The following is an 18680-nucleotide window of genomic DNA, read 5'->3' as shown; positions in this document are numbered from 1 at the left end:
AATATGACGCTTGAAGATCTGCAGGTAATACTCAAGGTAGCCGAGTTCCGTGGCATTACTGCCGCTGCTGCCAGCCTCAACATGCGAACGGCAACCGCCAGTGCTGCAGTAAAACGAGTGGAAAGTGCCCTCGGCGTGGAACTCTTTGTGAGAACCACCCGGCAACTTCGGCTATCCAGCGCCGGCGAAAAGTACCTCCCTCAATGTGAGCAGGCTCTGCAAATGTTGGAGCTGGCGCGCAATAACATTCAGGAAGACCAGGATTCCGTAGAAGGCGAACTGCGTCTCGCCGTGCCTTCTGACTTCGGGCGCAACCAGATGCTGCCATGGTTGGACGAGCTTATGGAGGCGCACCCGGACTTGAGCCTGCGGGTCAATATCAGCGACAGCAATGTCGATTTCTACAGAGACTCCGTCGACATGGCGTTGCGTTACGGCTCACCTAACGATGCCAGTCTCTACGGTTTTAAAATCTGTGATGTTCCGGGCATTCTATGCGCTACTCTGGAATACCTTGAACACCACGGAACGCCCCGGCACCCCCACGACCTGGCGCCTCACAACGGGCTGTTCTATCAGTTGCAAGAAATCCCCTACGATATCTGGACGTTCACCCGTAACGACCAGCAGTTCAAGATAAGAATGCGGGGTAACCGTGCCTCCAATGATGGAGATCTGGTGCGGCGCTGGTGCGTTGCTGGCAAAGGTGTCGCCGTCAAATCCTGCCTCGACATGTCTGATGACTTGTTGGCAGGCAGAGTAGTTAGCGTAATGCCGGAATTCAGGCCAAGAGTGTCGGAGTTGTGGCTTATCTGTCCCAGTCGGCAATCAATAACGCCAGCGATGCGCCTTCTAAGAGATCACCTGAAAATAAAATGCGCCAAAATTTTGAAAGACCTGTCAGGGAAAGGAATCTTGCCCAAGGATTCTAGCAACTGAAAAGCACGATCACACCCGACCCTTAACTCATTAGCCTCAACCATCCACCATAGGTTTCTGAGTGATTGCTCAAACTTAACTTGAGTGATCACTCAAGTTAAGTTATCGTCTCTTATCGAATTGGTTACCGATTGGTTGCGCCTCAAATTGAGTGATCACTCAATTTGAGGCGCAACCTTTAAATCAAATCGATTCCAAATTTTATTCGCCTAAATAAGAGGAGCTACTCTATGGCCGACTTTACCCTTCACAACAAAGATAGTGCTCCGGAAAAGAGTCAGGAATTGCTGGACACCTCTCTCAAATCGTTTGGCATGATACCGAGCTTGCATGCGGTCATGGCAGAAGCGCCCGGGCTGCTAGAAGGCTATCAACGCCTCCACCAGCTGTTTCTCGACAGCAGCTTTGATGATGAGGAAACCACAGTAGTATGGCAGACCATCAACGTCGAGCATGCCTGCCATTATTGCGTTCCTGCCCACACCGGCATCGCGAAGAACATGAACGTTGATGACGCCATCACAGAGGCTCTGCGTAACGAAACGCCTTTGCCTACTGATCGACTGGAGGCACTACGCAACTTTACCCTCGCCATCGTGCGCGGCCGCGGCAACGTTGACGAAAGTGTTGTGACAGAGTTTCTAGAAGCAGGATTCACTAAACGACAGATTCTGGAGGTTATCCTTGGCTTAGCTCAGAAAACCATCAGCAACTACACTAACCACCTTGCTGTCACACCGATAGACAAGCCGTTCCAGAAGTTTGAGTGGCACAAGGCAGATTAACCACGCCGTAAGTCGGAGGCAGCTCTCAGTGGCTGCTCCGTCTTACTCGTACTTTATCTATTTTTCGAACGAGGGAATGCACCATGTCGGACACCCATCAATATGAGCCACCACGCGTTTGGACTTGGGACGCAGAAAATGGCGGGGAGTGGGCCAAAACCAACCGCCCCATTGCAGGTGCTACACACAATGCAACGCTACCGCATGGAACACACCCTTTACAGATTTATTCATTGGCCACACCTAACGGCCAAAAAGTTACCATCATGGCCGAAGAGCTATTGGCCTTAGGTGAAACGGGTGCAGAATACGATGCCCACCTGATCCGTATTGGCGAGGGCGACCAATTTTCGTCCGGCTTCGTCGAAATAAACCCAAACTCAAAGATCCCGGCACTGTTTGATGCTGATACCGGCAGTCGGGTTTTTGAAAGCGGAGCGATCCTTCTCTATCTGGCGGAAAAGTTCGGACACTTTCTCCCAAAGGATCCAGCTGCTCGCACCGAAGTACTGAACTGGTTGTTCTGGCTTCAGGGTTCAGCGCCCTATTTGGGAGGTGGGTTCGGTCACTTCTACGCTTACGCGCCCGAAAAGTTTGAATATCCGATCAATCGTTTCACGATGGAAGTAAAACGTCAGTTGGATGTATTGGATAGGGAGCTCGCGGAGCATAGATATCTAGGTGGAGACGAATACTCCATTGCTGACATAGCGACCTGGCCCTGGTATGGCAATCTCGTTCTGGGGGAGGCTTACGGTGCAGGTGAGTTCTTACAAGTCGAAAGCTACAAGAATGTCCGGCGTTGGGCTAATGAAATCCTTGCCCGCCCTGCTGTTCAGCGTGGTCGAATAGTCAATCGCACTTCTGGAAAACCTTCTGAGCAACTCCATGAGCGCCATGACGCATCAGATTTTGATCTCAGAACTCAGGATAAACTGGACACGAAAACTTCAGTCTGAAAACGCCATTTGAGGCGCAAGCCTGCTCTCAGTCGGGTCAGTAAAGGGAGCAGGCAGATACGCACTCAGAATCAAACTACTTCTGTAACCTCTTCAGCGCGCAGCGCTTCCAGAGACTGAGCCATGTCTTCCGCGAGTGCATGCACGGCAGCACTATCTACATCACGCTGTGCAAATGCTCGCAACCCCATTATCTCAGCCTGTAGCCGTCGGCCAAGCCGAACGGGATCAAGCCCGCTATCAAGCTCCCCCACTCTTTTGGCTGCAATAAAACGATCGACAAAGCGTGCTTCCATACCCGCCAATAACTCTTCAGCCTTATCCCGAGCAATTTGTTCTCGTTCGCCGAGTTCCAATAGGCTTTTCACCAGCATGCAGGCCCGGCTTGGCAACTCTTTGTCACAAATCCCACCGAGCCCGCGCAGGTAGGCCGCCAGCCCTGCTAAGGGTGAATCGTAAGCTTGGAACGTGCGGTCCAGCTCTGCCAGACCAAGGCGGGCATAGCGCTCCAGCGCCTCCCGAAACAGACCATCCTTACTGCCAAAGGTGGCGTAAATACTGCCGGGCCGCATGTCGAGGGCCTTTTCCAGATCTTTTAGCGAAGTGGCATGAAAGCCCTTTTGCCAGAAAAGGTGAAGAGCTCGTTCAAGCGAATCTTGCCGGTTGTGAATTGATACACGTGCCATAAGTTATTTCCAGTGTTTTGCAGCGCCGCAAAACAACGCGGTGACAATTTGAATGATTGCTCAATTTTATCTTGAGCGTTCATTCAAGTCCAGCTACAGTCGGAAAGACAGGCAATCATTGTAACATCAGGCTAAATCCGAAATGACGGAAGGACGACACCCCATGCCACACGAAAAATTGCCATCGATTATCGTTTTCGACGTTAACGAAACCCTGCTTGATATAACAACACTAGAACCTTTGTTTGTTCGCATTTTCGGCGATAGACGAATTCTGAGAGAGTGGTTCGCTCAGCTAATCCTCTACTCCCAAACAATGACTCTATCGGGCATCTATTCACCTTTTGGCGAGCTTGGAGTAGGCGCATTGCGGATGGTCGCCAACATTCACCAGATTAACGTTGGAAATGCTGATATTGCGGAACTGAAGAAACGCATGAGCACTATGCCAGCCCACCCTGACGTTGCACCGGCCCTGACCCGATTTCGCGACGCCGGGTTCCGATTGGTAACATTGACCAACTCAGCCAGCGGTGCTTCGCCTACGCCTTTGGAAAATGCAGGATTAAGTTACTTTTTCGAGCGTAACTTTAGCGTTGATGCGGTTGGTAGATTCAAGCCTGCTCCTGAAACCTATGGGCTGGTCGCACAAGAATTTGCAGCCAAACCGGCTGATCTGTGCCTGGTGGCGTGCCACCTTTGGGACACTATAGGTGCTCAGGCTGCTGGTTGTCATGGAGCATTCATTACCCGCTCCGGCAACGCCATGCTACCAGCTTCAGGCGTGCCAATTCCGGATTTTATCGCACCAGAACTGGTCACCCTCGCCGATCAGATCATTGGTCGTCAGTAAGCACCTTCGCTGTATACCAGCCCATAGCTGTGGCTATAGATCCCCACTGTGTTCCCAAACAAATCATCCATATTGATCATGCGATAGGGCTTCTCGCCGGGGTAAAAGAAGTGTTCGGGCGCATACCCCGGCGCTAAAATACACATGAAGGTGGGTATTGCGCCCAATAAAAAACCCCAGCAGTCCTGCTAGGGTTCAATATTGGCGGAGAGAGAGGGATTCGAACCCTCGAAACGCTATTAACGTTTACACACTTTCCAGGCGTGCGCCTTCAGCCACTCGGCCACCTCTCCAATAACCTGTTTCAAATCAGCAATATCGTCGCTCATTTGAGGGCGCAAACTTTAATGGTTTTGGGCGCGCTTGGCAACTCCTCTAGGACAAATCCCGGGAAAATATCCGGTTTATGCTAATAATAGTCTGTAAGGTGCTTGCTACTCAGGTTACGAGTACCATGGCATTTCTAATCTGTTCAACAGGTTAACCCCATCTGGAGACTACTCATGCTTATGAAGTCCGAACAATCCACTTTGCTGCTGATCGATGTTCAGGAAAGGTTAATGCCAGCGATATCTCATGGCCAAGACGTTGTGAGCCGGTGCGTAACCCTCGCCACTATTGCCGGGCTTTTGGATATCCCCCTTCTAGCCACCGAGCAACTACCTGAAAAACTGGGACCAAACGTGGAGGCTGTGAAAGAGCTTTGCCACCATACGTTGGCAAAGCACCATTTCGACGCTTGCCCGGATGGGCTGGTTGAACAACTGCCCGAAGGTCGGCAACATATTGTCATAGCTGGCTGCGAAACCCATGTCTGCATGATGCAAACGGCACTCAGTTTGATTGATGCAGGTTATAAGGTTTGGGTAGTAGCAGATGCTACAGGGTCACGGAACGAGTTCGATCGGGATGTTGCTCTTGATCGGCTCAGTGATAGCGGCGCACGTATTGTTACTCTTGAAATGGTAGCGTTCGAGTGGATGCGACATTGCAAACACGCAGCCTTCCGCGATGTTCAGATGTTAATAAAGTAGCCTGTGCATCCACTTGCATAATTGCGTCGTAATAGCTGGCTCAATCTAAAATGTAGAGGCTCATGATGCTGAATATGGATTTTGACCAAAGGGTGGTCATCCGCACCAGCGAACAGGAATGGCTTCCCAGCCCAGCCAGCGGTGTCGCGCGAAAGCCTCTTGCCAGAGAGGATGCCGAAAGTGGGCACGCTACCAGTATTGTTCGCTATGAGCCCGGCGCCTCATTCAGTCGACACGAACACCCTCTTGGAGAGGAAATACTGGTTCTTGAGGGTGTGTTTTCCGATGAGACCGGCGATTACCCTGAGGGCACTTGGATAAGGAGTCCCCACTTAAGCGAGCACCATCCGTTTGTAGATCAAGAGACCGTTATATGGGTAAAAACTGGCCACCTGCCCTTTCAACGGAGCTTTAGTTAACGGGGCTATGGTCAACGATAACAAGCGCTTCAAGTTCAAAGCCCGCACGTTGAGCAACTTTTTTGAACCGGGCAATCTCTTCATCACTCACATCGGGTGTTCTTGAAAGAAACCACAAATAGTCACGGTTGTAACCGGTAATGAAAGCGTACTGATACTCGTCCGTGTCCAGCTCGAAAATCACATAAGATGCATAGAACGGGCCGAAAAATGACACCTTCAGGTGCCCCGCGCTCTCGCTATCCACAAACACGGCTCTTCCCTCAGCGATACTCCATTCTCCAACCTCGGCATCGTACCCTCGGTTGGTTACTTTTATACTTCCGTCATCCTGCAACTCGTATTCTGCAGTTACACGACTAAGGCCCTCCTCGAACGAATGATCCAGCCTTGCAATTTCGTACCACTTGCCTAAATACCTATCCGCATTCAACCCAGTCACAGGCTCAATACCCTTAGGCACGCCGGTACAACCCGCCAACATCAACATACATGAAAGGGTGAAACATAAGCTCACCGGATTGCGGAAAAATATCATAAAGCGCTCTCTGTTATTGGCAATGTAAATACACTCAACTCTATCACCTAGCTCTATTGAGGCTTTGCACCGTAAGGTTCAAAGCTTCCTGCATATCCAGCCCTTTCTCTTTGCTCAGCTCATGTCCACCCACAACAAACAACTATTGGGTGACGAACGAAGACGGCAGTCGATACTCATTGTGCTCTATTACTCCTACCCGGATCAGGTATGTCTTCACCGGCTCATCTTTAGAGCTCATGCGCCGGGTGTAGTAATTTACAGTATCCGTATTTTGGCAACCTCCTCCTCAGTGGCTGCTACTACATAGCTCACCGCCAGACTCAGCCAAACAGCGTTGCTCACTAGGGACGATGGAATCTCTTGACCATAAAGTATCGGTTTTGCGGCTTCTTCACTTAGGCCTTGTGCGGTTATCCGGAAGGTTTTTGTATCGAGAACGAGACCTGTCATATCTGGGGACAAGTCGGTTATACGGAGCTCTTCTGCAAAAGCGGAAAAGGACAAAACTACACGGGCTCTCGGGTTTTTCCTTCTCTCCGAGTCAGCCAAACGGCCATCAGTATTCCGTGAACAATCACGAAAGGTACAGCGACCATCACCAATGAAGACCAGCCTAACCAGGAAAGAACCACGCCAGCTGATAAAGCCGCTGTGGCCTGAGAGCCGAACACAAATATATCGTTGAGACCCTGTACCCTAAAGCGCTCCGCTTCTGTGTAGCCACGAGGCAACAGGGTAGTGCCACCTACAAATAGGAAGTTCCAGCCTACACCTAACAACAACAGAGCAGAGAGGTAATGATGGAAGCTAACACCACTGGCAGCCAAAACAATACAGCCCAGATAGGCTAAAAGCCCTGTAGACATCATGAGCGGTATACCAATAACCCGGGTAAGCCAGCCACTGATAAGCGAAGGAAGATACATGGCCATTATGTGAAGCTGAATAACCCGCTTGGCCGCATCCAGATCATGACCTGCCATCTCCGTCATACTTAGGGGCGTTGCTGTCATAATAAAGCTCATAACTGCATAGCCGATGGCAGCCGAACTGATGGCAACCCATATTAGGGGGTTTGCAAGAATTTGCTTCAACGGGCGACCACCGCCGGCGTGAGACTCTCTCACCCTCTCGCCCCGCGCCCGGTAGCCTGCCGCCAGTATCAGTAATGCCGCCAACTGAACACCCGAAAGACCCAGCCAACTTGCGAGAAATGGGTGCTCCGTATCCGCTCCACTACCAAGCGTGGCAATTTCAGGCCCAAGCCAGGCAGCAACCAACCCGCCAAGCAAAACTCTTGCAGCGGCCGAGCCTGCCATATTATCAGGCACTGATTCCATGGCGGCGAAACGGTATTGATGTACTACTGCCAAGCCTGAGCCACCTACAACCGCGGCTACACAAAGCAGCGGGAATAGCGCAAGCCAAGACGCCAAAGCGCCAAGCAAGCCTGCGAGCATGCCCATCGACGCGCCCAACAGCATAACCCGTTTGCGCCCTAGCCTTTCCATGAGCCAAGTGGCAGGCTTAATCGCAAGAACAGTGCCGACTACGACGAGACCCACGGGAAGCGTGGCGTATTCCGGTGCTGGAGCGAGCAAGCGCCCATGAATACTGCCGATAAACACGATGAACGGCGCTGTGCACATGGCCAGCGCCTGAGCGGCAACCAGCACCCATACGTTAAAGGGCATTGATTATTTTTTCCTGTAGATGATTCCCGGATGGCACTGGACCATTTCATAAAGGTCCGGCAAACCGTTCAGTGACTCCGAGGCACCTAAAATCAAATAGCCGCCGGGGTTAAGCGTTGCGTGAATACGAGTAAGAATGTCTTTTTTAAGCTCTGCGGAAAAGTAAATCAGCACGTTGCGACACATTACTATGTCAAACTTGCCAAGCATGTAACGCTCAAGGAGGTTGAGCTCTTTGAACTCCACCATGCTCTTGATCTGCGGGCGAATTTGCCAACCACCGCTAGCAGAAGGCGTAAAAAACAGCTTCTGGCGCTCCGGCGACAGCCCCCTTCCAATAGCAATCATCTCGTACTCTCCACGCCGAGCAACCTCGAGTACGCTTCGCGATATATCCGTTGCTGTTATCTTTACATCCCGCAGCTTGCCGGGCTTCTGGCGCCTGAACTCATCCACAATCATGCCAACCGAGTAAGGTTCCTGCCCGGTGGAGCATGCAGCTGACCAAATTCGTAGAGGGGGTGCAGGCGAACGAGCCGCGAATTCAGGAAGCAGTTTTTCCTGAAGGATGCGAAACGGATGGTTATCACGGAACCAGAGGGTTTCGTTCGTGGTCATTGCATCGATCACCACCTCCCTCAGGTTCCCCCTACCTGACCGCTTAAGACGCTCAAGCAGCTCCCCCAGCGAGTTAAGATTGTTCTCCTCCAGAATACGCCGTAACCGACTTTTTACGAGGTATTGCTTATTATCGCCCAGCAAAATACCACACGCATCCTGCAGGAACGATTTGAAGGCTTCATATTCCGGTGGCGTAATTTCCGCTTTCATTGGATCTCAGTACTAAGTGGATTACCCAGCAAATAAAATGTCAGTTCTGATCAATAATTTCCATAATTCGTTCAGCGAGTTCATCCGGGCTGAATTTCGCCATAAAATCATCCGCCCCAACTTTCTTGACCATCGCCTTGTTAAATACGCCGCTCAGTGAAGTGTGGAGCATAACAAAAAGACTACTGAGAGCGGGATCGCCTTTGATTCGCGTAACCAGTGTATACCCATCCATTTCTGGCATTTCCACGTCGGAGATAATCAGAGAAAGGTGATCCGTCGCTTTGGAGCCATCAGCCGTGATTTCTTTTAAGTATTCATAAGCTTGTTTACCATCATTTCGCATGACCACTTCCATACCGATCGCAGTGAGGCACCTTTCAATCTGTCTGCGTGCTACTGCCGAGTCATCCACAACAAGAACCGGCAGGTGCCCCGGAAATCTTTCTGCGCTCTTGCTTAAAACTGCTTCTGTAACGTCCTCACTAAGCGGAGAAACTTCAGAAAGAATTTTCTCTACGTCGATGATTTCTGCCAGTTTATCGTCAATTTTAGTGACAGCCGTAAGGTAAATGTCTTTACCTGCACCCTTCGGAGGTGGAAGGATATCTTCCCAGTTCATGTTCAGAATACGGTCTACACCTGTTACCAAAAACCCCTGAGTCTTGCGGTTGTATTCGGTAATAATAACAAAGCTGCTAGGCAATTCTTCCTGAGGGATGCCAGGCAAACCTATCGCCATGCCCAAATCAATAACCGGAATAGTCTCGCCTCGTGTATGCGCGACACCGCGCACTACAGCCCGGCTGTTCGGCATGGAAGACATCTTGGGGCACTGCAGTACCTCTTTCACCTTAAAAACGTTGATGCCGTAAACTTGGCGCCCGCGCAGGCGAAAAAGAAGAAGCTCAAGACGGTTCTGCCCGACCAGCTGCGTACGCTTGTTTACACTGTCTAATACGCCTGCCATCGAAGTCTCTCCTGATTGGCCGGAAGTACCGGCACGCATTTTGCTGTAACTTATCGTAAATTATTGAGGTGACGTAATAACGTCATCCGCAAACGAATATGTCGGTTTAACGGCCAGTTAGTCGTAAGCCTTAGGCATATTCGATGAATATTTGCCGTATTACTGACAGCATAGGACAAACCAGCACATATGCGCACTCAGCTTTTATTATGGATCTCACTCATATCGGCTTTGGCCAGCCCAGTGCTGGCGAAAACGACGGCGGACGAGATCCGTGAAGCAACGAGTTCATTTCTTGAAACCTTTGCCAGAGCGCAGGCAGACAAAGGTTATCAGGTGACTTATGAGGCTGGAAATATTGACAGCAGGCTGGCACTGGCTCCCTGTTCCTCTGCTCTAGACGTCGAATTCACAGGTGACCCTTGGAAAAGCGAGCATCCATCGGTTCAGGTGTCCTGCAGCGGCGAGCGCCCTTGGAGAATGTTTGTTACAACCACTGTTTCCATCAATGGCCCTGCGCTGGTGGCGGCTCGCCCTCTTGGTCGCGGTGAGCGGGTAACCAGTGACATGCTGCAAACCCGCTCCGTTGTAGTGAATGCTAGCCGGCGAGGAATTATCAACGATGCAGAGTTGGTTCAAGGCATGGTTGTACGTCGGCCCGTCAATGCAGGCTCGGTGCTCACGCCCGATCTTCTGGAGGCGCCAGACGCCGTTGCCCGGGGCGATCATGTTATCATTACCGCCCGCCGAGGCTCCTTTTCCGTTCGCTCCCGAGGCAAGGCTTTAGCCAACGCGTCGATTGGAGAGCAAGTGTTAGTGGAAAACCTTGCGTCATCACGCACAGTGAAAGCCAGCGTGATTGCACCCGGACATGTTGAAGTGCCGATGTAACGCAAGCTCGCGGCAATTTTATTCCGCTGGCAAAAGAGCGCCGCCGTTTGTGCGCCCTGATAACAGCATTGAACTTTGTGAATTAATGTTAACAAAAAGTAGATATCTACCCCTAAAGTATGTCGGCACCAAGCCGTTAAGTAGATATAAACCCGAGTCAGCCCACCAAGGTGTGGCTTAACCGTAAAGCAGGTACTGATATGTCAGTTGACTTAAATGGAATTGGCCGAGGCCAGGTCAACACCCAGAGAACCACGGCCGACAAGTCCGTAAGCAACCAGAGCCCTAAGCAGGCTGCACCAGAGCAGGCGACTGCAAAAGCTCAGAGCGCACGCGGTGAAAACGTTAATTTGAGCAGTCAGGCCAGAAATCTTAAACAGCTTGAGCAAAAGCTGGGAGACTATCCTGAAATGGACGATGAGCGGATTGAACAAATTCGTTCTGCGCTCGAAAATGGCACCTATAAAATCGATGCAGAAAAACTGGCCCAGAAAATGCTTGATATGGATAAAAGCATCTTTGGGTGAGTAAATTATGGCTGCAATCGATGATCTGAAGAACCTTCTTCTACTGGATATCCGCCAGCTGGAAAAACTGGCGAATACTCTAAAGAAAGAAAAAACCTGTCTGTCCGATTCTGACACCAAAGCTCTTGAGGCACTAACACGGGAAAAGAACGCCATTCTCGGGGATGTTCGGGAGCGTGCAAAGCAGAAAATTCGCGTTCTAGTAGCGATGGGGTTTCGGCCTGATAGCGGAGATCCTTCGCGCTTTATTCTTAGCGCCGGGCTTCATGAGGTCTATTCCCTTTGGCAGGAAGCCGATTTAAAGCTGAAGGAATGCCATGTTCTAAACGAGAACAATGGTCGCATTATCAATCATCTTCAAAAACGATTGGCTCGCCTTACAGACATTTTCAGGGGCGCATCAGGCCAACAAAAGCTCTATGGGGCCAAGGGTCAGCAAACAACCGTCTCCAGTAGAACGGTGCTTGCTAGCGCCTGATTGATTAACGCGTATAAATAGTCATTCTGGAATCCGGGTGGAAGCTAATGTCCTGAATGCTGACATTCCCCATGGATGGGCTTCCGCCTCCGCTTACCCGAATATTATCCATACGGATCTCCTCAATACGCTCAGGAAGGGCCATAGTTATTCTTCCGCCCTCACCGACTACGTACCTTGGCTCTCCTTCACGGTAATGAACCCCGGTAATTGAAAAATCCGAATCCAGAAGGTTAAGTACCGGAAAGAAAACATTCGCGCTGAGCTTCAGGCCTTCGATAACATCTGGCTCAAGCAGCTGTTCGCCGTCCTTTTGGGAGCCGGCAACCAACCCGATTCGATCGAGCAAAGAATTGTTGCCCTGCCCAGTTACCGATGATAACTCATCCTCTGTCAACGGCGACATGTTCGCTGGATCAAAAAGCTCTCCAGCTTCTACGCTCTGCGCTGCGCTGGCATCGTTGCTCGCTGCAAATGTAACCAGTGGCTGAAAAGGAAGAGCTACCATGGTGACCATTGCCGCAGCGTTGCGATAGCGGGACTGATGCTTCAATACCCGATTGAGTTCCCGTTCGGTTACCCAACCAGCCGCAACGAATACCTCACCCAAACGTATGCCGCTCTCACGCTGTAATCTAAGACCTTCTTCAAGTTGACCCTCTGTTAAATAACCACGATTAACCAGTAGTCGCCCAAGCCGTGACTTTTCCTCAAACCCTTTATGGAATCTCACTAAGCTTCTCCCCTTTCACACAGTGATTACCGTACAATCTGGCCTGACAAGCTAGATCAAGCTTAATTGCCATCAATAAAGATTAGTCTATACAAGTACATTCTACGACGGCAGGTATCCCGAAAAATGTATCAAATTTGTTAAGATCGAATGCACAATTGAGTTCGTTTGATTATTACAGGTAACACACCTCCCGATAACACAGTGAGAGCCCCGCAATGACAAATTCGGTAAATTCCTCAAGTAATGTGATACAAGTCCTGTTAATGGTTATAGGTTTGTCATTTATGGCATTTCAAACTCACGCCCAAACCGGTGCGGATGAGCAAAGTGAAACATTACCCAAGGTCCGCATTTTGACCAACGAAGGCGCAATCGAACTGCAGCTTCGCCCGGATGTTGCTCCAATAACGGTAGAGAACTTCCTGCAATATGCACGCGACGGTTTTTTTGATGGCACAATTTTCCATCGAGTTATACCGGGATTCATGGTTCAAGGTGGAGGGTTTACAGAAAACATGACCCGTAAGGAGCCCCGTGCTGCTATTAAAAACGAAGCATCACAAACCCTGCCTAACTTGCGCGGCACCATCGCCATGGCCCGTACCCACGCGCCGGACTCAGCCACCTCGCAATTTTTTATAAACGTCGCAAACAACGATGCTTTGAACGCAGGTGTTCGCGGTGCGGGCTACGCTGTTTTCGGCAAAGTTACGGCGGGGATGGGCGTAGCCGATAAGATTTCAGGTGTTAAAACCGCTCGTGTTAGAGGAATGGCCGATGTGCCCGTAAAGCCGGTGATCATTCAAAGTATTACATTAATCGACTAGCACACAAATCTAGGCCGCCATTATGACATCCACCCCAAAACCGCCAGCCGTTCAACCAGCGGAACTGCATTGGCATGATGGCATACCGGCGTCAAAACATGGCGGCCCTTATTTCCCGCCTACAAAGGGTTCTGAGGGCCCCCTCCACGCACATATTAACCCCAATGACTTACCCGCACGCTTTACCGAAGTTCCGAAAGCAGGCTCCTTCGTTATTGCTGAGAATAGTTTTGGTGCAGGGCTGAACTTTCTGGGCGCGTGGCAAGCCTGGCAAATGTTTGGCCCATCACATGCCGCTACACTCCATTTTATATCCGCAGAGAGCTCTCCACTTAACCGCAAAGATCTTGAGAGTGTGCTTTCGAGCTATCCTGAGTTTGACGATTTTTCTAAGCAACTGCTTGCCCATTACCCCCCACTGACCACTGGCACCCATCGCCTTGTATTGGCTGATGGCAGAATTCGCCTGACCTTGTTCTTCGGGGAAATAAACACTGCGTGGGAGGAGCTTTGCTTTTTAGCCGATGCGTGGTTTCTGCATGGAAATGTGCTGACAACTAACCAAGAATCAATACAAGACGCGACCATTCAACAGATATGCAAACACAGTAAACCGGGGACCACGCTTTCCATAACAAGCATTGCAGATAACCATAGGCAAGTATTGGAAACCGCCGGCTTTCGTCTGCTGACATGCACCAGTGCAGAGGACAGACCCGCTACGTTTTACGGCTATTTTCAGTCCGCCAGCGCCCCCATAACCGAGCCTACAGTACCCAATAAGCCTGCGACTTCTATCGCAATTATTGGGGCTGGCATTGCGGGCTGTATGCTGGCAGACAACCTTGCACAAAGAGGCTATGAGGTTACTCTTATTGATGCTGCATCCGGGGCCGGTTCAGCAGCCTCTGGTAATCTTCAAGGCGCCATGTACGTAAAACTCGGCGTGGAGTTTAACCACCAAACGCAACTTGCCCTCTCCGCTCTAACTTTCAGCCAGCAGTACTACGACTCTCACGGCGGCCAATTTTGGCACCCTACAGGCCTATTGCAACTCGCCTGGAGCGACAGTGAGCGGGATCGGCAACGCCGTTTCGTAGAGCGCAACCAATACCCAAAAGAGCTGTTACGTCCGGTTCCAAAAGAAGAAGCTGAAATTCTCACAGGTGCTCGCCTTGAGACCGGCGGGTTGTGGTTTCCCGGCAGTGGCTGGCTTGAGCCCAGAGAGCTTTGTAAATCACTTGCCTCAAACATCGACGTTTACAAAGTAATGGGCTCCTCAGTAAGCGAATTGATAGCTTATGATGGTAAATGGCACCTTTCCACAACGAATCCCAATGATCCGAAGCTTATTGCAGATCAGGTTGTGATCTGTGCAGGCCACTTGAGCCCCCAACTTATTCCAAGTTCGAGCCCCTTTCGCTTCAAAGCTATTCGCGGCCAAGTCACTCACTTACCTGAAGCTTTTGCACCCAGTCCACGCGCTGTTATCTGCGGAGCCCGCTACCTTAATCCAGCTCACAACCTTCAAGGTCAACAGTTAGGGGTAATCGGTGCGACCTTTGATCTCCATAGCGATGAGCCAGAGACCACAACGGAGAGCCACCGGGAAAACATCTTGGCGCTTTCAGCCATGGTGCCGCAGATACTGCAGGCGGACTTGGCAAAAGGCGACCTTCCAGAAAAGCTCGCAGGCCGCGTGGGGTTTCGCTGCACTACCCACGACTATCAACCTGTTGCAGGGAAGTACTGTGACGATCAGGGACGAGAGATGAAGGGGCTATACCTCTTAACGGGCCTCGGCAGCAAAGGCCTAACCTACGCTCCCTTGCTAACAGAATTCGTTGCAGACCAAATAACAGGCCAGCCCGATGCATTACCAAAATCGCTTGCGAGACGATTGGCAACGCGACGCATGCATCAGCCAAAGGTGGCGGCTTCGTAATCATTTACTACTAATGGTCTGCGCTCTCGCGCCGATACGATAGTAGATAAGTGTATTTTTCAGAGGGTAAGACAGGTGTCTATTTTTGTCAGCGAGCCAGGCCGCCCAGTCGGAACACGATTACCGGAAGTACTTCGGGGACGGCGCGTGGGTGATGTCAGTGAGCTTACGGAGAGCCAACCTATCAATCCTGAACGCGGCGAAGCAACAGACGCCGAGTTTCAGCTGGCGGCTCGTTCAGGTCGTCATCGCGCTCTGGAAGAGTACGGAACTGCTGCGTCAGGGGAGCGAAAAGACCAGCGCCCTTACTTGCCAGTTTCCACCATCTGTTCTCCGGTGCTCTACTCATTGCCTGCTTCAGCTACGGTAGCCGAAGCTATAAACTTGATGGACGAACATGGTGCGAATCATCTGGTGGTCACTGCAGATACATACGTTGCTGGGCTTGTTGCACAGCAATGGCTTCTCGCATGGCTTCACGAACATAAAACAGACGCTCTGGAGCAGAGTCTCACTCACATCGAGTTACCAGCATTCCTGACCGCCTCCCCGGAAACCGATGCCCATCAGCTCGCTAGGCTGATGCTCGCACACCAACTGAGTGCCGCTTTGGTGGTTGATGCTCAAGGTGAGCCTACTGGTATTGTCACCAGCACCGATTATCTTCGACTGTACGCCAGTGCAAGCGGCCAACAAGGTAGCGTTTAAAGGACCGTCGCTAAGTTAAGGGGTCAGCAACTCACCTTCAGGGCTAAGTAGAAGTATCACCCAATCCTCGCCCTTACGAGCTAAAGCCACAACCTCATCATCCCGATAATTGGCGAGTCGCGCGATTTCTGAATCGGCGGCATTCCACTGGAAACGCCACTCGTTGCGGAATACGGTGGTTTCTGCATCAGGGTCTGACTCAGGTGTCAGTGACACTCGGGCAACGATAGCGGAACTAGCACCGCTGGCCCCCGCAGAGTCGGTAAAGTCACCATCGGTGGCTCCTGCAACGACCAAGTCGCCATAAAAGTCACTGAGTGCTGCGAACTGCTCGCTGGAGACATCGTTTGCATCATTCAGGTTAAACGACTGGACAATTCCTCCGCCTAAGGTATACGCCAAGACGAAACCACTCTGGCTGGAACGAGGCTGACTTGTAAGAATCAGGCTTTCCTCTTCATCTCCATTATCATCTCCGTCCTCGCCTTCTTCTTGGCGCTCCACAACGGTGTATTCATTACTTCCATTACCAAGTAACCACAGGGTGCTTCCTTCCGCCACACCATTGGCAATCCGCTCATCCGCTTCCGTACCACGCTGGCGCACGGTGAGGTCACTATCTGAGGATGCTGCGGTATAAAAATAGGCATCCACCCCACCCAACGACGGCTCGCCGTTAACGGCACCTTGAGCAGACCCGAATAGCAAAGGACTCGCCCCCATCGCATTTACACCAGCCACACGGTCATCAGCAGCGGAACCCACTTGTCGTGTCCAAGCCACTGAAGGCGTAAAACCATTCCCTTCAGGCAAAGAGTCTATGCGCTGGAGAAAACTATCGAAGCCACCCGCAGACGTTTGCCCCGGCCATTGGCCATTGGTTTCACCAGCAATAACAATAAAGCCACTTGCTGGGTTTATTCCTGCTGAGCGAACCAGATCGTCGCCTTCGGTGCCGATGCGGGCTGTCCAAGTTTCAACATACTCACCACCATTGCTCGCCTCGTCATACCAGTACAGAGAGGAAACAACGTCGTTACCACCAATTTCTATAGTACCCTCGACAGAATCAGCTGTACTGTAGGCCACCACAAGCTCGAAGCGGATGGTTCGAACATTGTCTTTTGTTACTTCACGTCTAGCTACACCAATAACCGGCGCCGGTGTCGACAATTGGTCCCCTGAGGATGAAACATCGAGCTCCTGGACCAAAGCACCTTTTTGATTAAAGATGCGCACCTTAACCCTGTCATTGTCTGTACGGTCGTAACCGGCCACAAACATCTTACCCGCATGGCCCACCGCAATATCCGTCGGGACAAACCCGCTTCCAGAGCCTACTGCCAATGGAGATGTTAGTTCATTGATGCTAACCCTGAGCATTTCATCGGCCCCTGCACGGGCATAGTTTTGCCGTCCGAGCTGATAGCTGTTGTTCAGACCCAACAGGATGAAACGATCATCAGGCTGGGCGTTGAAATAAGGCCCTGCGCCTGAATCACCAATAACGATCGAAAAATTCACCTCATCCACGCCCTCCTCAAATACCAACTCATCGCCAGGCAGGTTGGTACTGAACTCAGTACCCAGCCGTGCGGATGAGCCCTCGGAGTGGCGCAATTTTGCTCGAATTGTTCCTTCACGGTCTCCCGTTAAACGCGCAACATAAGTTTGTGAACCGCCGACGTTCAGCGCATCCCGCGTTCCACCTTTAACCGTCTCTAGGCTGACTTTTGGCTCATTGTCATCAATGACTATCGCGGTTCGGACGCCTGCATTGGTTTCCCCAAGCGCTGCGATGCCGCCTCTTACTTCGGTCAGGCTCAGTCGAGCCGCTTCTGAGGGCTCAGGGAATGTGTCGTCCACAACTTCCAAACGAATATAGCACTCGGTAATCCCCGGCTCGAAGGTAATAACCCCGCCGGTATAAACACCGGGATACTCGCCTGTGGTATCTGTTTCGTAGGTCAAGTAAGGAAGATCTTCGAATGTTGAGTTGCTACCCAAAGCCACAATGTCTTGTCCGGGAATGGCATCACCTGTATTGGTTCTGCCGTGCTCACAGCGCTGGTGCGGGGTGCTAAAGCCGGAATCGCAGCTGGCGGTATCAAAATCCGACGTAAGCTCGAACGCGACTGCCACACGGGTGACCGAAGGCTGATCTAACAGTACTTTTACAAATACGGGGTGCGTAGGCCGTGTAAGGTCGCGGGTACCGCTAACTGCGCCGTTTTCGTCATAGGTGTTGATTGTAAAGCTATGTTCTCCCGGCATTTCCAGATCAGGCAACTCACACCGCTCCCGGAGCGTGTCGGGAATTTCAGGTGACACTACACCCTCGGTAAAGGTTTCAGCTTCCAACGATAAAGCGTTGTATTTGACCTCAATATCGAAAGGTTGCGAACCAGCCATCTGACCGTCCGTGCCCACCAGCGTAATGCCTTCATAGTTGCCAAGGTCAGCTTCGCCACGGGCGCCGCCGCTGAGACCAGGCACGCCACGCATAATTATGCCCTGTCGAGCCTTGTTGCTGGTGTCTTCAAGGGCCAACCAGGAGGGATTGTTGGTTAAGGAGTAGTCGAGGATATCTTCCCCGCCGTAAGCGCCAAAATTGTAGTAGTACTCAACGCCTAGGTAGGCGGTGCCCGGTGTAGCAGCCAAGATTGTTGGCTGATCCGGGTCTTTCTCGGTTTTACAGCCTGAGGCGGTAAAGGCCAAAAGAAGAACAATGGTCAGCTTTTTGGCAACGACAGGGCGAGGAAGCAACTCGGCACTCATGGAAAAAATCCGTTTCAGAACATTGTTTTTATGGCAGTGCGTGGGCGCTGGCGTGAGCCACCGATAACACACAGTTACA

General features: G+C 51.2%; 21 protein-coding genes and 1 tRNA gene. 12 read left to right on the top strand and 10 right to left on the bottom strand.

Features of this window, described 5'->3' with window-relative positions:
• Nucleotides 1–3 precede the first annotated feature (3 nt).
• From KO508_RS07985 to yghU, 3 genes are all read left to right on the top strand, one after another.
• Nucleotides 4–939, top strand: a complete 936-nt coding sequence (locus KO508_RS07985) for a LysR family transcriptional regulator (RefSeq protein ID WP_216007823.1) — start codon at nucleotides 4–6, stop codon at nucleotides 937–939.
• Between the two features lie 230 nt (nucleotides 940–1169).
• Entirely contained in the window at nucleotides 1170–1724 is a 555-nt protein-coding gene (locus KO508_RS07980) for a carboxymuconolactone decarboxylase family protein (protein ID WP_216007822.1), read from the top strand.
• Between the two features lie 83 nt (nucleotides 1725–1807).
• Nucleotides 1808–2683 (top strand): glutathione-dependent disulfide-bond oxidoreductase, encoded by an 876-nt coding sequence (yghU, locus tag KO508_RS07975; protein WP_216007821.1) that lies wholly within the window; start codon nucleotides 1808–1810, stop codon nucleotides 2681–2683.
• Between the two features lie 71 nt (nucleotides 2684–2754).
• Here yghU and KO508_RS07970 read toward each other — a convergent pair whose 3' ends face one another.
• Nucleotides 2755–3369: a TetR/AcrR family transcriptional regulator gene (locus KO508_RS07970; RefSeq protein WP_216007820.1), complete on the bottom strand. Its 615-nt coding sequence runs from the start codon at nucleotides 3367–3369 to the stop codon at nucleotides 2755–2757.
• Nucleotides 3370–3532: 163 nt separating this feature from the next.
• Between KO508_RS07970 and KO508_RS07965 the strand changes: the two genes are divergently transcribed.
• The gene (locus tag KO508_RS07965; RefSeq protein ID WP_216007819.1) at nucleotides 3533–4222 is read left to right on the top strand and encodes a haloacid dehalogenase type II; all 690 of its coding nucleotides are present in this window, start codon (nucleotides 3533–3535) and stop codon (nucleotides 4220–4222) included.
• On the opposite strand, the gene KO508_RS07960 is transcribed toward KO508_RS07965, so the two are convergent.
• Nucleotides 4216–4368, bottom strand: coding sequence for a hypothetical protein (locus tag KO508_RS07960; RefSeq protein ID WP_252737993.1), 153 nt, complete (start codon nucleotides 4366–4368; stop codon nucleotides 4216–4218). The two genes, KO508_RS07965 and KO508_RS07960, sit on opposite strands and share 7 nt — an antisense overlap.
• A gap of 56 nt (nucleotides 4369–4424) precedes the next feature.
• Nucleotides 4425–4515 (bottom strand) — tRNA-Ser (locus KO508_RS07955).
• 210 nt (nucleotides 4516–4725) lie between these two features.
• On the opposite strand from KO508_RS07955, the gene KO508_RS07950 reads away from it, so the two are divergent.
• Together KO508_RS07950 and KO508_RS07945 are read left to right on the top strand one after the other, a co-directional pair.
• Complete coding sequence (locus tag KO508_RS07950) at nucleotides 4726–5256, top strand: isochorismatase family protein (RefSeq protein WP_216007818.1); 531 nt, start codon at nucleotides 4726–4728, stop codon at nucleotides 5254–5256.
• Nucleotides 5257–5321: 65 nt separating this feature from the next.
• Nucleotides 5322–5675 carry a cupin domain-containing protein gene (locus tag KO508_RS07945; RefSeq protein WP_216007852.1) on the top strand — a complete coding sequence of 118 codons (354 nt, stop codon included), beginning with the start codon at nucleotides 5322–5324 and terminating at the stop codon, nucleotides 5673–5675.
• On the opposite strand, the gene KO508_RS07940 is transcribed toward KO508_RS07945, so the two are convergent.
• The 5 genes from KO508_RS07940 to KO508_RS07920 form a co-directional block, all read right to left on the bottom strand.
• Nucleotides 5668–6213: a lipocalin family protein gene (locus KO508_RS07940; RefSeq protein ID WP_216007817.1), complete on the bottom strand. Its 546-nt coding sequence runs from the start codon at nucleotides 6211–6213 to the stop codon at nucleotides 5668–5670. The two genes, KO508_RS07945 and KO508_RS07940, sit on opposite strands and share 8 nt — an antisense overlap.
• A gap of 258 nt (nucleotides 6214–6471) precedes the next feature.
• Nucleotides 6472–6720, bottom strand: coding sequence for a hypothetical protein (locus KO508_RS07935; protein WP_216007816.1), 249 nt, complete (start codon nucleotides 6718–6720; stop codon nucleotides 6472–6474).
• A gap of 2 nt (nucleotides 6721–6722) precedes the next feature.
• On the bottom strand, nucleotides 6723–7910 hold the full coding sequence (locus tag KO508_RS07930; RefSeq protein WP_216007815.1) for an MFS transporter: 1188 nt from the start codon (nucleotides 7908–7910) through the stop codon (nucleotides 6723–6725).
• A 3-nt stretch (nucleotides 7911–7913) separates the two neighbouring features.
• Nucleotides 7914–8741 carry a CheR family methyltransferase gene (locus KO508_RS07925; RefSeq protein ID WP_216007814.1) on the bottom strand — a complete coding sequence of 276 codons (828 nt, stop codon included), beginning with the start codon at nucleotides 8739–8741 and terminating at the stop codon, nucleotides 7914–7916.
• A gap of 40 nt (nucleotides 8742–8781) precedes the next feature.
• The gene (locus KO508_RS07920; RefSeq protein ID WP_216007813.1) at nucleotides 8782–9711 is read right to left on the bottom strand and encodes a chemotaxis protein CheV; all 930 of its coding nucleotides are present in this window, start codon (nucleotides 9709–9711) and stop codon (nucleotides 8782–8784) included.
• A 189-nt stretch (nucleotides 9712–9900) separates the two neighbouring features.
• Here KO508_RS07920 and flgA point away from each other — a divergent pair, with 189 nt between their 5' ends.
• The 3 genes from flgA (at nucleotide 9901) to KO508_RS07905 (ending at nucleotide 11607) form a co-directional block, all read left to right on the top strand.
• Nucleotides 9901–10602, top strand: a complete 702-nt coding sequence (gene flgA / locus KO508_RS07915) for a flagellar basal body P-ring formation chaperone FlgA (protein WP_216007812.1) — start codon at nucleotides 9901–9903, stop codon at nucleotides 10600–10602.
• A gap of 200 nt (nucleotides 10603–10802) precedes the next feature.
• The gene (gene flgM / locus KO508_RS07910) at nucleotides 10803–11129 is read left to right on the top strand and encodes a flagellar biosynthesis anti-sigma factor FlgM (RefSeq protein WP_216007811.1); all 327 of its coding nucleotides are present in this window, start codon (nucleotides 10803–10805) and stop codon (nucleotides 11127–11129) included.
• Between the two features lie 7 nt (nucleotides 11130–11136).
• Nucleotides 11137–11607, top strand: a complete 471-nt coding sequence (locus tag KO508_RS07905) for a flagella synthesis protein FlgN (RefSeq protein ID WP_216007810.1) — start codon at nucleotides 11137–11139, stop codon at nucleotides 11605–11607.
• A gap of 4 nt (nucleotides 11608–11611) precedes the next feature.
• Here KO508_RS07905 and KO508_RS07900 read toward each other — a convergent pair whose 3' ends face one another.
• On the bottom strand, nucleotides 11612–12340 hold the full coding sequence (locus KO508_RS07900) for a pilus assembly protein PilB (RefSeq protein WP_216007809.1): 729 nt from the start codon (nucleotides 12338–12340) through the stop codon (nucleotides 11612–11614).
• A 287-nt stretch (nucleotides 12341–12627) separates the two neighbouring features.
• Here KO508_RS07900 and KO508_RS07895 point away from each other — a divergent pair, with 287 nt between their 5' ends.
• From KO508_RS07895 to KO508_RS07885, 3 genes are all read left to right on the top strand, one after another.
• Entirely contained in the window at nucleotides 12628–13170 is a 543-nt protein-coding gene (locus tag KO508_RS07895) for a peptidylprolyl isomerase (RefSeq protein WP_252737992.1), read from the top strand.
• Nucleotides 13171–13192: 22 nt separating this feature from the next.
• Nucleotides 13193–15115 (top strand): FAD-dependent 5-carboxymethylaminomethyl-2-thiouridine(34) oxidoreductase MnmC, encoded by a 1923-nt coding sequence (gene mnmC / locus KO508_RS07890; RefSeq protein ID WP_216007807.1) that lies wholly within the window; start codon nucleotides 13193–13195, stop codon nucleotides 15113–15115.
• Nucleotides 15116–15190: 75 nt separating this feature from the next.
• A complete protein-coding gene (locus KO508_RS07885; protein ID WP_216007806.1) occupies nucleotides 15191–15823 on the top strand; it encodes a CBS domain-containing protein in 633 nt (210 codons plus the stop codon).
• A gap of 15 nt (nucleotides 15824–15838) precedes the next feature.
• Here the strand turns inward: KO508_RS07885 and KO508_RS07880 are convergent, their stop codons facing one another.
• Complete coding sequence (locus KO508_RS07880; protein ID WP_216007805.1) at nucleotides 15839–18601, bottom strand: hypothetical protein; 2763 nt, start codon at nucleotides 18599–18601, stop codon at nucleotides 15839–15841.
• Nucleotides 18602–18680: the final 79 nt, after the last annotated feature.

The sequence above is a fragment of the Marinobacter salexigens genome (assembly GCF_018860765.1).
GTDB lineage: Bacteria > Pseudomonadota > Gammaproteobacteria > Pseudomonadales > Oleiphilaceae > Marinobacter > Marinobacter salexigens_A.
Note: the sequence above shows the minus strand (reverse complement) of the source record. Positions and strands in the feature narration are given on the sequence as shown.

What these genes read in the sequence shown, in the direction of transcription:
- KO508_RS07965 (WP_216007819.1), top strand. Translation starts at nt 3,533, where the DNA reads ATGCCACACGAAAAATTGCCATCGATTATCGTTTTCGACGTTAACGAA.
- mnmC (WP_216007807.1), top strand. Translation starts at nt 13,193, where the DNA reads ATGACATCCACCCCAAAACCGCCAGCCGTTCAACCAGCGGAACTGCAT.
- flgM (WP_216007811.1), top strand. Translation starts at nt 10,803, where the DNA reads ATGTCAGTTGACTTAAATGGAATTGGCCGAGGCCAGGTCAACACCCAG.
- KO508_RS07980 (WP_216007822.1), top strand. Translation starts at nt 1,170, where the DNA reads ATGGCCGACTTTACCCTTCACAACAAAGATAGTGCTCCGGAAAAGAGT.
- KO508_RS07895 (WP_252737992.1), top strand. Translation starts at nt 12,628, where the DNA reads ATGGCATTTCAAACTCACGCCCAAACCGGTGCGGATGAGCAAAGTGAA.
- KO508_RS07945 (WP_216007852.1), top strand. Translation starts at nt 5,322, where the DNA reads ATGCTGAATATGGATTTTGACCAAAGGGTGGTCATCCGCACCAGCGAA.
- KO508_RS07880 (WP_216007805.1), bottom strand. Translation starts at nt 18,601, where the DNA reads ATGAGTGCCGAGTTGCTTCCTCGCCCTGTCGTTGCCAAAAAGCTGACC.
- yghU (WP_216007821.1), top strand. Translation starts at nt 1,808, where the DNA reads ATGTCGGACACCCATCAATATGAGCCACCACGCGTTTGGACTTGGGAC.
- KO508_RS07940 (WP_216007817.1), bottom strand. Translation starts at nt 6,213, where the DNA reads ATGATATTTTTCCGCAATCCGGTGAGCTTATGTTTCACCCTTTCATGT.
- KO508_RS07950 (WP_216007818.1), top strand. Translation starts at nt 4,726, where the DNA reads ATGCTTATGAAGTCCGAACAATCCACTTTGCTGCTGATCGATGTTCAG.
- flgA (WP_216007812.1), top strand. Translation starts at nt 9,901, where the DNA reads ATGCGCACTCAGCTTTTATTATGGATCTCACTCATATCGGCTTTGGCC.
- KO508_RS07960 (WP_252737993.1), bottom strand. Translation starts at nt 4,368, where the DNA reads ATGTGTATTTTAGCGCCGGGGTATGCGCCCGAACACTTCTTTTACCCC.
- KO508_RS07920 (WP_216007813.1), bottom strand. Translation starts at nt 9,711, where the DNA reads ATGGCAGGCGTATTAGACAGTGTAAACAAGCGTACGCAGCTGGTCGGG.
- KO508_RS07925 (WP_216007814.1), bottom strand. Translation starts at nt 8,741, where the DNA reads ATGAAAGCGGAAATTACGCCACCGGAATATGAAGCCTTCAAATCGTTC.
- KO508_RS07930 (WP_216007815.1), bottom strand. Translation starts at nt 7,910, where the DNA reads ATGCCCTTTAACGTATGGGTGCTGGTTGCCGCTCAGGCGCTGGCCATG.
- KO508_RS07970 (WP_216007820.1), bottom strand. Translation starts at nt 3,369, where the DNA reads ATGGCACGTGTATCAATTCACAACCGGCAAGATTCGCTTGAACGAGCT.
- KO508_RS07905 (WP_216007810.1), top strand. Translation starts at nt 11,137, where the DNA reads ATGGCTGCAATCGATGATCTGAAGAACCTTCTTCTACTGGATATCCGC.
- KO508_RS07985 (WP_216007823.1), top strand. Translation starts at nt 4, where the DNA reads ATGACGCTTGAAGATCTGCAGGTAATACTCAAGGTAGCCGAGTTCCGT.